This is a genomic window from Bacillus sp. 007/AIA-02/001, assembly GCF_004634455.1.
GTDB lineage: Bacteria > Bacillota > Bacilli > Bacillales > Bacillaceae_G > Bacillus_A > Bacillus_A cereus.
This window is the reverse complement of sequence record NZ_SEIY01000017.1, coordinates 14,197-29,144: the sequence shown is the minus strand read 5'-3', so window position 1 is coordinate 29,144 and position 14,948 is coordinate 14,197. Positions and strand designations below refer to the sequence as shown.

Here is a 14,948-nt window from a genome sequence, read left to right as displayed (position 1 = left end):
TTTATTCGTGCATAAACATATTTTGAATGGATTCATGAGAATTTGTATTCTCTAATGCAACAAGTAATTTAATGCGTGCTTTTTGTGCATTTAAGCCGTATGTGAATACAATGCCCATATCTTTTAAGTGTTTACCGCCACCTTCATACGAATATACGTCTTGAACGATACCGTTGAAACAGCGAGAAACTAATACGACAGGAATACCTTTATTTAATAATCTTTCTAGGCTAGGTAGTGTTCTTGGAGGGAGATTACCTTGTCCAAGAGCTTCGATAACAATGCCGTCTACAGGAAGATTTTCGATTGCTGCTAATAATGTATCATCCATGCCAGCATATGCTTTTAGAACAACTACATTTTTAGACACTTTATTTATCGTATATGATTCGCGATGTACTAAAGCGTGATGGAAGACAACGCCGCGTTTTGTTACCATTCCAATTGGTCCGTATTGTGGACTTTGGAATGTTGCGACATTACTTGTATGTGTTTTCGTTACATTTGTAGCGCAATGAATTTCGTCGTTTAATACGACTAAAACACCTTTTTCTGCAGCTTCATCACAACTAGCAACTTTTACAGCTGATAAGAAGTTATATAGACCATCAGCACCTAACTCATTGCTAGAGCGCATTGCACCTGTCACTACGATCGGAATAGTTGCTTGTACTGTTAAATCTAAGAAATAAGCTGTTTCTTCTAATGTATCCGTACCATGCGTAATAACTACGCCATGAATGTTGTCTTGTTTTACACTTTCATCAATGATGACTTGTAATTGTAACATTTCGCTCGGTGTCATATGAGGAGATGGTAGATGGAACACATCTTCAACGATTAAATCAACATCGCCTTCTAAATCAGGAATGAATTTTAAAAGAGGATTTTTTTTACCTGGTTGTACGACCCCAGTTTCTTTATCTTCCTCCATTGCAATTGTTCCACCTGTGTGTAAAACTAGGATTCTTTTCAATGCTTATACCCCTTTCAAGTAAAAAAATACATTTAGAACATAACATGTTTTGAGTAAATTCGACAATGGAAATGTATAAAAGTATGCCTCGAAAATGACAATAAAATTAACTGCTATATGTACGATGTATAAAATTACGAAACGAAATGTGCAAATATAGTATAGGAGGGAGAAATTACGGTGAAAAAGATGGAGAGAATTTTTATTCGTATATTAATAATACAATTCATTTGTCTTTCTGTTGTACAATTGTTATTTATACATAAGTCATCAGTGAAATATTTATCTAAAATTGTTTATTATGAGGGTGTTATGGTAAAAAACAAAGTGGAAATCTTGCAGGTGAATCGGTAGTTTTCATTTTCTTCTATGAAGGATTATGCTACAATAATTGAGGATTTAATGACGCGAAGCAAATGAGAAGAAGCAGGGTGAACACCTGCTTTTCGTTTTGTTTTATAAGTGAAAAAATGAGGTGTTACAATGGATAAACGAATTTCAATTGCTATAGATGGTCCAGCAGCTGCAGGGAAAAGTACAGTGGCAAAAGTTGTTGCGAAGGAACTTTCTTATGTTTATATTGATACAGGCGCAATGTACCGTACGCTTACATATGCAGCCCTTCAACAAAAAGTAGACATTGAAAATGAAGAGCAGTTAATGGAAGTTGTAAAGAATGTAAATATTGAGTTTCAGCAAGGAGAAAATACACAGCTTGTATTTTTAAATGGACAAGATGTTTCTGAAGTAATTCGTACACCTGATGTGACGAATCGAGTATCTATTGTAGCGAAACATCGCCTTGTTCGTGAAGAAATGGTACGTCGTCAGCAAGAGTTAGCGAAAAAAGGCGGCGTTGTAATGGACGGCCGTGATATTGGTACACATGTATTACCGGATGCTGAAGTGAAAATCTTTATGCTTGCTTCTGTTGAAGAAAGAGCGGAAAGAAGGCATTTAGAAAATTTAAATAAAGGTTTCGATTCTAATTTAGAGCAGCTAAAAGAAGAAATTGCTCAGCGTGATAAATTAGATTCAGAACGCGAAGTTTCTCCACTAAAAAAGGCTGATGATGCATTGGAATTAGATACGACTTCTTTATCAATTGAAGAAGTTGTCCAAAAAATTATGAGCATTGTTTCTGGAGTGTTTGCGAAATAAAGAAAGGGGATAATCCTCTTTCTTTTTTTGTTTAAATAGAAATGTAAAGGATACGTGAATTGTGAGTCTCTTTCCTTGACAAATGAGCTGATTTGTAAGAAGTTAGTTAAAGAGGAATAAAACTGTCAGAATATATTCGCTATTATATTTCAAAACATACTTTTTTCAAGCTGGTTTTGCTGTATACTATTTATATAGGTTTAATATATTTTCTTGTGAATGTTATTGAAAAAGAGTATGTGATGAGAAATTCTTAAACATGCAAATGAAAACTTTGTTTTCATTTCGTATATACATAAAAAATGCTTTGTCAATTCTGTAGGGAGGTATTTCCATGGTAGAGAAAATGAATGAAGAAGTTATGGATTCAAAAGAATTACAAGTTGGTGACGTTGTTACAGGTTCTGTAACGAAGGTTGAAGAGAAACAAGTGCTTGTAAATGTTGGATACAAAACAGATGGCGTAATTCCAATTAGTGAATTAGCTAACGTTCATATTGAAAAAGCAAGCGATGTTGTAGAATTAGATCAAACACTAGAGTTGAAAATTATTAAATTAGAAGAAGATGATCTTGTCTTATCTAAACGTGCTGTTGATGCAGAAAAAGCATGGGTAGAACTACAAGAGAAATTTACTTCTGGTCATGTATTTGATGTTACTGTAAAAGATATTGTGAATGGCGGATTAGTTGTGGACCTTGGTGTTCGCGGTTTTATTCCAGCTTCACTTGTAGAAGTACATTATGTAGAAGACTTTACTGACTATAAAGGTAAAACATTAGCGGTGAAAATTGTTGAATTAGACCGTGAAAAAAATCGTGTAATCCTTTCGCATAAAGCGGTAGTAGAATTAGAACTAGATTCTAAGAAAAAAGAAGCAATTTCTTCATTAAAAGAAGGGGACGTTGTTGAAGGAACAGTACAACGATTAACTGACTTTGGAGCATTCGTTAATGTTGGTGGAGTGGACGGTTTAGTTCACATTTCACAAATTTCACATGAACGTGTAGAGCAACCTTCTGAAGTGTTAGAGCAAGGTCAAAAGGTTAAGGTAAAGGTGTTATCTGTTGATGCTGATACACAACGTATTTCTTTATCAATTAAAGCAGCTCAACCAGGACCTTGGGAAAACGTTGCTGGCGAAATAAAAGCTGGAGATATTCGTGAGGGAGTAGTAAAACGCCTTGTTACATTTGGTGCATTCGTTGAGATTTTACCGGGCGTTGAAGGACTTGTACACGTATCTCAAATTGCAAATCGTCACGTGAAAAATCCGAATGAAGTATTGGAAATGGGACAAGAAGTAAAAGTGAAAGTACTTGAAGTTCACGTAGCAGAGAAACGTATTTCTTTAAGTATAAAAGAAGCGCTTGAGGAAAATAATGTAACTGAAGATTATAGTCAGTATGAGCCAAATGCTGATTCTGCTACTTTCCAATTAAGTGATATTATTGGTGAACAACTGAAAAAATTAAAGAAATAATGAGGGGTACAAGTGGTAAGGGCAAAACGTAAATTAGATCATATTGAATACGCTCTTTCTACTGGTCAGTCTCGTACGCATGGCTTTCATGATATTGATTTTGTGCATCAAAGCTTGCCAAATTCAAATTATGACACAATAACATGTGAAACAAAAATCGGCGAACTTTCACTAAGTTCGCCGATTTTTATCAATGCGATGACTGGTGGTGGAGGAGAGAAAACGTTACATATTAATGAGCAATTAGCATATGTAGCGAAACATCATAACCTTGCTATGGCTGTAGGTTCGCAAATGGCGGCGTTAAAAGATGAAAGTGAAGCTGCTTCTTATAAGGTGATCAGAAAGGTAAATCCAAATGGTATTTTCTTTGCTAATTTAGGTAGTGAGGCAACTATCGAACAGGCAGAGCGTGCCGTTGATATGATTGAAGCGAATGCATTGCAAATTCATTTAAATGTCATACAAGAGTTAACGATGCCAGAAGGAGACCGTGATTTTACTGGAGTACTTCAGCGCATTGAGAAAATTGTTTTAAATAGTAAAGTTCCTATCATTGTAAAAGAAGTTGGATTTGGGATGAGTAAGGAAACAGTGCAGCAGTTAGCGAACGTAGGTGTAACAGCAATTGATATTGGTGGGCAAGGTGGTACGAATTTTGCTGCTGTTGAAAATGAAAGAAGACAGCGAATGCTTTCTTATTTTAATAACTGGGGCATACAAACAGCAACCTCGATTATTGAAGCAACCTCTACAAATAATAACCTCTCTTTTATTGCATCTGGGGGCATACAAACAGCGCTTGACGTAGCGAAAGCGATCGCATTAGGGGCGAATACAACTGCGTTTGCTGGTTACTTTTTACGTATTTTAATGCAAGATGGTATCGAGAAGTTAGTGGATGAAATTGAGCTTCTACATACAGATTTGAAATTTATAATGACAGCTCTTGGTGCGAAAACGATAGAAGAGTTGCAATCTGTACCTCTTGTTGTAAAGGGTGAAACGTATCATTGGTTAATGCAGCGTGGTATTGATACTGCGCATTATAGTAGGAGATAAAAAATCAACCGTTCGGTTGATTTTTTTTTTGTTCTATTCTTTTTCGTAATATAAAGTGGAGAAAGGAATTAGTATTATATAAAAATATCATTTCGTAAAAATTTCAATTGAAAAAGGGTTGAAAAATGTAGATGGTGTGTTGTCGAATTACTGGAGAGAACTTAATTTTTAATAGGAATAGGTGAAGATAAAAAGAAGTAGTGGGAGGATATAGTGTGTGAAATGTTATTTCAATATAAATAGAAAACATTAAACTGATTATGTAAAAGACGGTTTCGTACAATATCGAAACCGTCTTTTTGCATTAATTAGTGCTGGTTTTGTTTTCGAGCCTGTTCTGGTGTATCAAGTCCAGTTGCACCTGGATATTGTAGTGATTGATCACGATCGGATTCAACGCGGCGTGATTCTCGTAGTTTTCGTTCTTGGCGATCTTTACCCATAATGAATAACACCTCCTTGTTAAAAGTGTTGCTGTTATAAGAAAAAACTATGCGTAAATAAAGTGGATTAACTTTCATAAAAAGTTCCCATAATGGAAAACATAGGAGGTGAAGTTGATGGATGGAAGTACTTTTTATTTTGTAGCTTGGATAGGGTGGATCATTGTAACCTTTTTTATGAAAAAGGACCTTATTCGGTGGAAGTTAGGCGCTTGTATACTGATTTTTATAATTTGCTCTCCGTTACATGTAACGATCGCCTCATTCGTGGTATCAGTAAATGCTCTTTTACTTTGTATTATTTCTTTTATAGGGATCACGCTATATTCTGTCTGGAAAAAATTATATAGCTTACTTTCGGCGCTTATTATTGCAATGTTATATACAAGTTTTCATCTGTTAGAAATATATGATCCGATTTGGATTGTGGTGGATAGAGTGTTTCTGCTAAGTAGTGGTCTTGTGTATGCATCGGTGTTATTGCATGGAGATCGCATATTACGATTATGTTCTCTATATGTAGGGATGTTACAAGGAGAGCTGCTAGTGACATTTATTTTTAGGAAATTGAATTTTCCATATGATTACGGTAGTTTAGCATTTTTTGATATCGTCGCCATTTCTACATTATTCATGGCAATATTGTTTTGGATTGCAAAAGCATCAGTATACATGGAACGGTTTAAGAGAAAAACACGTAAAAGAAAGGCGAGGGTAATACATGACTGAATATACACCAGCCATTTTATGCGGCGTAATAGCGGGGACAGTTACAAGGGTGCTAATGCTTCGGACGGATACACGGCAATATCCGACGAGGCTACATGGGAAAATTATTCATATTGCAATGGGGTTAATTGCAGCTGCTTTAGGAGCGATTGCAATCCCGTCTATTTTGAAAAAAGATTTTTCTGCCATTACATTTCTTACATTAGCAGCGACACAATTTCGTGATGTACGTAATATGGAAAGAAATACGCTTCAACAATTAGATGGGTATGAGCTCGTACCGCGTGGAAATACATACATTGAAGGAATTGCATTGGTTTTTGAAAGTCGCAACTATTTGGCAATGTTAACGTCGTTTGCAACGACGTTTGCGTATATAGGATTCCGTTCATGGATTGCAGGAGTAATTATGGCTATAATCGCATTTTTTATTGCGAAAAAATTAATGTCTGGTAAAAGGCTACATGATCTTGTTGAAATTGAGCACGTTCCGCTTCGTTTTGAAGGAGCAGGGCTTTATATTGACAATATTTACATTATGAATATTGGATTGCCAGCAAGACAAGAAGAAATTATGAAATATGGTATGGGTTTTATTTTAAAGCCGAAATCAATTGATGCGATGGTTACAATCTCAAATTTAGGGCAACGACAAGCTATTTTACACGATGTTTCAGTAGCGTTAGGGATTTATAGAGATTCTGGTACACCAGCGCTTGTACCGTTAGCAAAGCGTGATTTAGAGGATGGCAGGGTTGGGATTTTTGTCCTGCCGCAAGATCAAGATGCAGAGAAAGCGATAGGTGTCATAGGAAATGTACCAACGTTAGAAAGTGCTGTCCATATGTCATCGGAAGCCCCGAAAGGAAGGGGAGATAAGAGATGATGTTAGAAAGTGTTATTCTGGCAGTTATAACAACGACTCCAGAAAAATTTGCAGGTGGTGCTCCTTTATTCGTTTGCGAATCGACAGAGGAACTAGAATTTGTTGCAAATAATTTAGAGGCAATTTTAGATGGTATTGCACATCGCTTACAAGAGAATGTATATATTATTGTGAAACATTAGCAACGTGTGTTATAATGTGAGGTGTTTTGATACGTTGAGAAATATTCTGGAATGCAAATCCCTTCTTGCACAAAGAAGGGTTTTTTACATAATAAACAGAAGCAAGTTGAAAGGATGAAAGTATATGCCGAAACCAGTAATAGCGATAGTAGGTCGCCCGAACGTAGGGAAATCTACTATTTTCAATAGAATTGTTGGAGAAAGAGTTTCAATCGTAGAAGATATTCCAGGTGTAACGCGCGATCGTATTTATAGCGCTGGAGAATGGTTAAATCATGAATTTAACATTATTGATACGGGCGGAATTGATATTGGAGACGAGCCGTTTTTGACACAAATTCGTCAACAAGCTGAAGTAGCAATTGATGAAGCGGATGTTATCATTTTTATGACAAACGGTCGTGACGGTGTAACAGCAGCTGATGAAGAAGTTGCAAAAATTTTATATCGTTCAAATAAACCGGTTGTACTTGCAGTAAATAAAGTGGACAATCCGGAAATGCGCAGTGACATTTATGACTTTTATGCATTAGGATTTGGCGAACCATTCCCAATTTCAGGTACACACGGATTAGGGTTAGGTGACTTACTAGACGAAGCTGCACAACATTTTCCAAAGATTGAAGAAGACGGATATGATGAAGACACAATTCGTTTCTCTTTAATTGGACGTCCAAACGTAGGAAAATCATCACTTGTAAATGCTCTTCTTGGTCAAGAGCGTGTAATTGTTAGTAATGTAGCAGGAACAACTCGTGATGCTGTCGATACACCATATAGTAAAGATGGAAAAGATTATGTAATTATTGATACAGCTGGTATGCGTAAAAAAGGAAAAGTGTATGAAAGTACAGAAAAATATAGTGTACTTCGTGCGCTAAGAGCGATTGAACGTTCTGACGTTGTTTTAGTCGTTTTAGATGGTGAAGAAGGAATTATTGAGCAAGATAAAAAAATCGCTGGATATGCTCATGATTCAGGGCGAGCTGTTGTTATCGTTGTAAATAAATGGGATGCAGTGAAAAAAGACGAAAAAACAATGAAAGCATTTGAAGAAAATATCCGTGCTCATTTCCAATTCTTAGAATACGCACCAATTGTTTTCTTATCTGCAAAAACAAGAAAACGTACACAAACATTAATACCGGTTATCGATGAGGTAAATGAAAGTCATAGTATCCGTATTCAAACGAACGTATTAAACGATGTAATTATGGATGCGGTAGCGATGAATCCGACGCCAACTCATAATGGTAGCCGTCTGAAAATTTTCTATGCAACACAAGTTGCGGTAAAACCACCGACATTTGTTGTGTTTGTAAACGATCCAGAATTATTGCACTTCTCATATGAGCGTTTCTTGAAGAATCGCTTACGTGAATCATTTGGCTTCGTAGGAACGCCGATTCACATTATCGCTAGAGCAAGAGACTAATGGAGAGGATGTGATTTTATGACAAAAATCACAGTAGTAGGAGCAGGTAGCTGGGGAACAGCGTTAGCGATGGTATTAGCTGACAATGGACATGATGTACGTATTTGGGGAAATCGCCCAGAACTTATGGATGAAATTAATACGAAACATGAGAATAGTCGATATCTCCCAGGCATTACATTGCCAAGCACAATCGTAGCCTACTCTTCTTTAGAAGAAGCATTAGTAGATGTAAATACAGTACTGTTAGTAGTACCAACGAAAGCGTACAGAGATGTATTACAAGAGATGAAAGAAATTGTTACTGAACCAATTACTTGGATTCATGCGAGCAAAGGAATTGAACCTGGTACGTCAAAACGTATTTCGGAAGTGATTGAGGAAGAAATTCCAGAGCACTTAATTAAAGATGTTGTTGTACTGTCTGGACCGAGTCATGCTGAAGAAGTCGGTTTACGACAAGCGACAACAGTTACGTCTGCAGCAAAGCGTATGGAAGCGGCTGAGGAAGTACAAGATTTATTTATGAATAGTTATTTCCGTGTATACACAAATCCAGATATCGTTGGAGTTGAACTTGGTGGTGCGTTAAAAAATATTATCGCATTAGCTGCTGGTATAACTGATGGTCTTGGATTAGGTGATAATGCAAAGGCGGCATTGATGACACGTGGTTTAACAGAGATTGCTCGTTTAGGAAGAAAAATGGGCGGGAATCCGTTAACGTTTGCTGGTCTAACTGGTATGGGAGACTTAATTGTAACGTGTACAAGTGTTCATAGCCGAAATTGGCGCGCTGGAAATATGCTTGGAAAAGGACACTCTTTAGAAGAAGTGTTAGAAAGCATGGGTATGGTTGTGGAAGGTGTAAGAACAACGAAAGCTGCTCATGAATTGGCAGAGAAAATGGAAGTTGAAATGCCGATTACAGCTGCTTTATATGACGTGCTGTTCAATGGGAATAACGTAAAAGATGCGGTAGGCTCATTGATGGGGCGTGTTCGAAAACATGAAGTGGAAGCTATACCTGATTTACTGTAAAGAAAAGCGACAGAAGTACATTTGTACTTCTGTCGCTTTTTTATTTTTTGGGTCTTTTCACCATTTTTTCATTTTTGCATAGGATGAAGAGTAACTTGAGGAGAGGGTGAAAAGAATGGATAATAATATTTTTAATAATATTGAGAAGGAAGCGAAAGTAAATAAAGAGGATATTTTTAAATTAGCATCATCCGTGCAAAATGCGAATTTACGTGATGAAACTGTACTTCGTCAATTAATTCATCAAGTGGCTCTTATGGCGGGACGTGAAGTGCCGAAAGAGCAAGAGGATCAAATTGTAAAAGCGATTATTAATAATAATATGCCAACAGATTTTGGCTCGTTAAGCAAAATGTTTAAAAAATAAATTATGAGAAACAAAGAGTTTGTAGATTGCATATGATAGCCATGAAAGAATGGGAATAGAGCTGTTTTTGGGCATATTTGGTCAACCGAAGCGAGAGGTACAATCGCTTCGGTTTTATTTTTGCTTAGATTGGTGAAAAATGCTGGAAAACCTATTGATTAAAGTTATATATTCGCAATTTGTAGTAAAATGTTCTTTTTGTATTTGTTTAAAGATTTTAATTTGTTAAAATAGTATAAAAATAGATTGATAAAAAGGGGTGTGTATATGTCAGAAGGGCTTATGAAAATGTGGTTAGCTTTAGGGGCAATTGGATTTATGTTTTTTGCAGTAAGTTTTATTTTATTAAGTAGACATAAAATAAAGAATAAATTTTTGAAAGGGATTACAGCATTAGTAGCGTACACCCTTATGATTGTGTCAGGAATTGTTATTTTTCTTGTTGTATTTAGTGGACCTGTACAGCAGTAAATGGAATGGTCTCGAAAATACTACATACAGAGCAAATTAGATTAGTATGAAAAGGTGATGCTAGTGAAAAAATTACATATTATTTTAATATTTTGTTGTATGAGCCTTTTAACGGGGTGTCTGTATCCGAAAGAAAATATGAAGCAAAATGCGGTTCCTTATGAAGATCAGCTACAGGTTGTTCAAAAAGCTGTTGTGACATTTAAGGAGCAAAATGATGGGATATTGCCAATTAAGACGAGGGATATGAGTACACCTATTTATCAAAAGTATCCGATCGATTTTCAACAGATTGCCCCGCGTTACATACAAGAAGCGCCAGGGAATGCGTATGAAAGTGGAGGAGTATATCAATACGTATTAATAGACGTTGAAACAAATCCAACAGTAAAGTTAATTGATGTTAGGATGGCTGAACAAATTCAGGAACTATCTTTAAAGCTTAGGATGTATCGTGATGAACATCAATATCCACCTTTTAAAAAAGTAATTTCAGATGGTGTATATGAATTGGATTTCAAAAAACTAGGATATAAAGATGTGCCACAAGTGACAAGTCCATATTCTGGTAAAGGACTTCCTTTTGTAATTAATGAAAAAGGAGAAGTTTTTGTTGATTATAGAATCGACTTATATGACGCTTTGAAAAAAAATGAAGGGCAGTTTACGGAGGGAGAAGATATTCGAAATATACTTTCGAAAGGTTCCCCGTTTGTACCAGCTTATTCTTTACCGTACACAGTAAAGGATGGAGAACCAATTTTTTTAAAATGATAAGTCATGAACCTTTCTTTTAGTGAATAAGTTCTAGAAGAAAGGTTTTTTATGTTATACAACTTACGATGCAAACAAAAGATATTTTTTAATAGTCATATGAAATTGGACAAAATTATATGATATATTGTCCGAACTTCTAGAATACCATTATATTATATCAGATATTATAGGCAACGTTAGAGAAGGTATTAGTTGACTATAAACGCGGAATTATTCCCAAAAATTTTGAGGGAGGGAATCACTTGGAAAAGGTAGATATTTTTAAAGATATTGCAGAACGAACAGGCGGTGATATTTATTTTGGAGTTGTAGGAGCTGTTCGAACAGGGAAATCAACATTCATTAAAAAATTTATGGAACTTGTAGTTATTCCAAACATTGAGAATGAGTCTGACCGTCAAAGAGCGCAGGATGAATTGCCTCAAAGTGCTGCTGGTCGTACAATTATGACGACGGAACCGAAGTTTGTTCCAAACCAAGCGGTTTCTATCGAAGTAGATGAAGGACTTGAAGTGAATATTCGATTAGTAGATTGTGTTGGATATACGGTTCCTGGAGCGAAGGGCTATGAAGATGAGAATGGCCCACGCATGATTAATACCCCTTGGTATGAAGAACCTATTCCATTCCATGAAGCTGCAGAAATCGGCACGCGTAAAGTAATTCAAGAACATTCAACAATTGGTGTTGTAATTACAACAGATGGAACAATTGGTGAAATTCCAAGAAGAGATTATATAGAGGCAGAAGAACGCGTTGTAAATGAGTTGAAAGAAGTAGGAAAACCTTTCATTATGATAATTAATACGGTACAGCCGTATCATCCAGATACAGAGCAATTACGCCAAAGTTTATCAGAAGAATATGATATCCCGGTTATTGCAATGAGTGTGGAGAGTTTAAGAGAAACAGATGTATATAATGTACTTCGTGAAGCACTATTTGAATTCCCTGTATTAGAAGTGAATGTGAACCTTCCGAGCTGGGTAATGGTGCTAAATGAAGGGCATTGGTTGCGTCAAAGTTATCAAGAAGCAGTTCAAGAAACTGTGAAGGATATAAAACGTCTTCGTGATGTGGATCGCGTTGTTTGGCAGTTTAGTCAATATGAATTTATTGATCGAGCGAGCCTAGCTGGCATTGATATGGGGCAAGGTGTGGCTGAGATTGATTTATATGCGCCAGATGAATTGTATGATCAAATTTTAAAAGAAGTAGTAGGAGTAGAAATTCGGGGGAAAGATCATTTATTAAAGCTTATGCTCGATTTATCTCATGCGAAAATAGAGTACGATCAAGTGGCGGATGCACTGCGTATGGTTAAGCAAACAGGATATGGTGTAGCAGCGCCTGCATTAGCGGATATGAGCTTAGATGAGCCAGAAATTATTCGTCACGGTTCAAGGTTTGGTGTGAAGTTAAAAGCGGTAGCGCCATCTATTCATATGATTAAAGTAGATGTAGAGTCAACGTTTGAGCCGATCATTGGTACTGAAAAGCAAAGTGAAGAATTAGTTCGTTATTTAATGCAAGATTTTGAAGATGACCCGTTATCAATTTGGAATTCTGATATATTTGGACGTTCACTTAGCTCGATTGTTCGAGAAGGAATTCAGGCGAAATTATCTTTAATGCCAGAAAATGCTAGATATAAATTAAAAGAAACGCTAGAAAGAATTATTAATGAAGGATCTGGCGGATTAATTGCGATTATACTATAAGAAAAAATCCCTCTCATTGTAGAGGGATTTTTTGTTTTTTTTGATTATAAAATAGAAAAATAAACAGTCATTATCTAATACATTGTTGTAAATTGTCAAGTTTCATCAGATTTTCACATTTTCAGAGTAACAATTTCCTTAAAAATATTGAATTATAAAGGAGAATCGTATAATATAGGCGTTGATAATGATTTATCTACATCTTTGTAGTATAGAATTTGCAAAAATTGCCTACAAATGAAAGTAAGACTCATTTTATGATCATTATACAGTCTTATCTTTGGGAGGAGGTGAATGGCATGAACAAGACAGATTTAATCAATGCTGTTGCAGAAGCAAGTTCCCTTTCTAAAAAGGACGCAACAAAAGCAGTAGACGCTGTTTTTGATTCTATCTTAGAAGCTTTAAAACAAGGTGATAAAGTACAACTGATCGGATTCGGTAACTTCGAAGTTCGTGAGCGTGCGGCTCGTAAAGGTCGTAACCCACAAACAGGTGAGGAGATTGAAATCGCTGCAAGTAAAGTACCTGCATTCAAACCTGGTAAAGCGTTAAAAGATGCGGTTAAATAATCCTTACATATTAACAGGGAAGAAGAGTTTCCTTTTTGGGAACTCTTCTTTTTGCTTTTAAAAACATAAATATGCTAGAATGTGTTCGTATCACTTTTAGGTTTTCGGGAGGGCTAGCGGATGGCAAAAGTTAATTTAGAACAAATTGAACATGCAGTACGCCTTATTTTAGAGGCGATTGGGGATGACCCAAATCGTGAGGGAGTACTTGATACACCAAAGCGTGTTGCAAAAATGTACGCAGAAGTGTTCTCAGGTATGCATGAAGATCCGAAAGAGCATTTGCATAAAGTATTCGGAGAAGATCACGAAGAGCTTGTACTAGTAAAAGATATACCATTTTATTCGATGTGTGAGCATCATTTAGTTCCATTCTATGGAGTTGCTCACGTTGCATATATTCCGCAAGGTGGAAAGGTGACAGGGTTAAGTAAATTAGCTCGTACCGTAGATACAATTGCACGTCGCCCACAACTGCAAGAACGTATTACATCAACAGTAGCGAACTCTATTATGGAAGTACTAGAGCCTCATGGTGTAATGGTAGTAGTAGAAGCAGAACATATGTGTATGACGATGCGTGGTGTAAAAAAACCAGGTGCGAAAACAGTAACGACAGCAGTGCGTGGTGTGCTTGAAAATGATGCTGCAGCGCGCAGTGAAATTTTATCGTTTATTAAAACGAAGTAAAGAAAAGCGGGAAACTGCTTTTCTTTTTTTTTTTTAGTAAATAAATGATATAGTTTTAACTAGACAGAGTGAGATTAGAAAGATTGCTTACATGAATGGTAGGTGTAGCCAAGTTTTGGTTATAGAAAATAGAGTGTATGTGTTATAATAAGTTTTATGAATTAGAAAACAAGGGTGATTTTTTGTGTGTGACATCTACGGAGGGTATGCGAGTATAAAAGAAAAATTGATGGAGAAATTACGCCATCCTTACTTTATAAACTATATTGAAGAACCATTTATTGATGAAGAAAAGATAGCATTGTTATATGGTGCTTTAAAGAGTGCAAACTTACATATAGAACAAATTGAGCATTACGTAGTAACAATTATGCTTGTACAAATTGCGCTTGATACGCATGAAAGGGTATCAAATAAAGCAGGCGAGGAAGAGATTGAATTCCATAAATGTCGTCAATTAACAGTACTTGCAGGCGATTACTATAGTGGACTATATTATTATTTATTGTCTATGAATCGTGATATTGTTTTAATTCGTGCACTTGCTGAAGGAATTAAAGAGATAAATGAACACAAAATTATGTTATACCAAAAAGCGCATGAAACGACGGATGACATAATGAAAAGCATAGTAATGATTGAGTCTGCGCTCCTTCAAAAAACATGTGATCATTTTCAGTTATCACATTGGAAGCCATTTATCACATACGTATTAGGTGGAAATCGCCTTCAAAAAGAAATTCAATTGTATGCTGATAAGCAACATTCGCCTGTTTTTCAAGCTATGCAAGATGCTTTAGGGGATAAAGCAGAAGTAGTGATTAATGGTTGGATGAAGGAATTGAGAAAGAAAGAAAAACAATTTTTAGAAAATCACACAGACATAAATGAAATAAATTCTGTGTTAAGGAATAAATAGAAGACATAAGCAATTTTACATTGGAAGAAGGTA

18 protein-coding genes are annotated in these 14,948 nt (G+C 36.0%); 16 read left to right on the top strand and 2 right to left on the bottom strand.

Annotation, left to right across the window (positions count from 1 at the left end):
• Position 1 precedes the first annotated feature (1 nt).
• Positions 2 to 976, bottom strand: a complete 975-nt coding sequence (gene ansA, locus ES895_RS23830; protein WP_000822028.1) for an asparaginase — start codon at positions 974 to 976, stop codon at positions 2 to 4.
• A 180-nt stretch (positions 977 to 1,156) separates the two neighbouring features.
• On the opposite strand from ansA, the gene ES895_RS29475 reads away from it, so the two are divergent.
• From ES895_RS29475 to ES895_RS23815, 4 genes are all read left to right on the top strand, one after another.
• Positions 1,157 to 1,330, top strand: a complete 174-nt coding sequence (locus ES895_RS29475) for a YpfB family protein (protein ID WP_000738057.1) — start codon at positions 1,157 to 1,159, stop codon at positions 1,328 to 1,330.
• 129 nt (positions 1,331 to 1,459) lie between these two features.
• On the top strand, positions 1,460 to 2,137 hold the full coding sequence (gene cmk / locus ES895_RS23825) for a (d)CMP kinase (RefSeq protein WP_000361257.1): 678 nt from the start codon (positions 1,460 to 1,462) through the stop codon (positions 2,135 to 2,137).
• A 334-nt stretch (positions 2,138 to 2,471) separates the two neighbouring features.
• Positions 2,472 to 3,620 (top strand): 30S ribosomal protein S1, encoded by a 1,149-nt coding sequence (gene rpsA, locus ES895_RS23820; protein ID WP_000229559.1) that lies wholly within the window; start codon positions 2,472 to 2,474, stop codon positions 3,618 to 3,620.
• A 12-nt stretch (positions 3,621 to 3,632) separates the two neighbouring features.
• Positions 3,633 to 4,682: a type 2 isopentenyl-diphosphate Delta-isomerase gene (locus ES895_RS23815; RefSeq protein WP_000251037.1), complete on the top strand. Its 1,050-nt coding sequence runs from the start codon at positions 3,633 to 3,635 to the stop codon at positions 4,680 to 4,682.
• 308 nt (positions 4,683 to 4,990) lie between these two features.
• On the opposite strand, the gene ES895_RS23810 is transcribed toward ES895_RS23815, so the two are convergent.
• Positions 4,991 to 5,125, bottom strand: coding sequence for a YpzI family protein (locus ES895_RS23810; protein ID WP_000513900.1), 135 nt, complete (start codon positions 5,123 to 5,125; stop codon positions 4,991 to 4,993).
• A gap of 117 nt (positions 5,126 to 5,242) precedes the next feature.
• Here ES895_RS23810 and ES895_RS23805 point away from each other — a divergent pair, with 117 nt between their 5' ends.
• From ES895_RS23805 to ES895_RS23750, 12 genes are all read left to right on the top strand, one after another.
• Positions 5,243 to 5,854 (top strand): YphA family membrane protein, encoded by a 612-nt coding sequence (locus ES895_RS23805; protein ID WP_000349098.1) that lies wholly within the window; start codon positions 5,243 to 5,245, stop codon positions 5,852 to 5,854.
• Positions 5,847 to 6,740 (top strand): YIEGIA family protein, encoded by an 894-nt coding sequence (locus ES895_RS23800; protein ID WP_000141596.1) that lies wholly within the window; start codon positions 5,847 to 5,849, stop codon positions 6,738 to 6,740. Before ES895_RS23805 ends, ES895_RS23800 begins: the two co-directional genes overlap by 8 nt.
• Positions 6,737 to 6,922: a capping complex subunit for YIEGIA gene (locus ES895_RS23795; protein ID WP_000979059.1), complete on the top strand. Its 186-nt coding sequence runs from the start codon at positions 6,737 to 6,739 to the stop codon at positions 6,920 to 6,922. The genes ES895_RS23800 and ES895_RS23795 overlap by 4 nt, the downstream gene beginning before the upstream one ends.
• 124 nt (positions 6,923 to 7,046) lie before the next feature.
• On the top strand, positions 7,047 to 8,357 hold the full coding sequence (gene der, locus ES895_RS23790) for a ribosome biogenesis GTPase Der (RefSeq protein WP_001125893.1): 1,311 nt from the start codon (positions 7,047 to 7,049) through the stop codon (positions 8,355 to 8,357).
• A gap of 18 nt (positions 8,358 to 8,375) precedes the next feature.
• The gene (locus tag ES895_RS23785) at positions 8,376 to 9,398 is read left to right on the top strand and encodes an NAD(P)H-dependent glycerol-3-phosphate dehydrogenase (RefSeq protein WP_000161763.1); all 1,023 of its coding nucleotides are present in this window, start codon (positions 8,376 to 8,378) and stop codon (positions 9,396 to 9,398) included.
• A gap of 115 nt (positions 9,399 to 9,513) precedes the next feature.
• Entirely contained in the window at positions 9,514 to 9,765 is a 252-nt protein-coding gene (locus ES895_RS23780; protein WP_000369754.1) for a stage VI sporulation protein F, read from the top strand.
• Between the two features lie 267 nt (positions 9,766 to 10,032).
• Positions 10,033 to 10,236, top strand: a complete 204-nt coding sequence (locus ES895_RS23775; protein WP_001289004.1) for a DUF2768 domain-containing protein — start codon at positions 10,033 to 10,035, stop codon at positions 10,234 to 10,236.
• A 63-nt stretch (positions 10,237 to 10,299) separates the two neighbouring features.
• Positions 10,300 to 11,010 (top strand): hypothetical protein, encoded by a 711-nt coding sequence (locus ES895_RS23770; RefSeq protein ID WP_000733112.1) that lies wholly within the window; start codon positions 10,300 to 10,302, stop codon positions 11,008 to 11,010.
• Between the two features lie 245 nt (positions 11,011 to 11,255).
• Positions 11,256 to 12,734 (top strand): stage IV sporulation protein A, encoded by a 1,479-nt coding sequence (spoIVA, locus tag ES895_RS23765; RefSeq protein WP_000416519.1) that lies wholly within the window; start codon positions 11,256 to 11,258, stop codon positions 12,732 to 12,734.
• Positions 12,735 to 13,033: 299 nt separating this feature from the next.
• Positions 13,034 to 13,306: an HU family DNA-binding protein gene (locus ES895_RS23760; protein ID WP_001043860.1), complete on the top strand. Its 273-nt coding sequence runs from the start codon at positions 13,034 to 13,036 to the stop codon at positions 13,304 to 13,306.
• 120 nt (positions 13,307 to 13,426) lie between these two features.
• On the top strand, positions 13,427 to 13,996 hold the full coding sequence (folE, locus tag ES895_RS23755; protein ID WP_001151482.1) for a GTP cyclohydrolase I FolE: 570 nt from the start codon (positions 13,427 to 13,429) through the stop codon (positions 13,994 to 13,996).
• A 184-nt stretch (positions 13,997 to 14,180) separates the two neighbouring features.
• Entirely contained in the window at positions 14,181 to 14,915 is a 735-nt protein-coding gene (locus ES895_RS23750) for a heptaprenyl diphosphate synthase component 1 (RefSeq protein ID WP_000332858.1), read from the top strand.
• Positions 14,916 to 14,948: the final 33 nt, after the last annotated feature.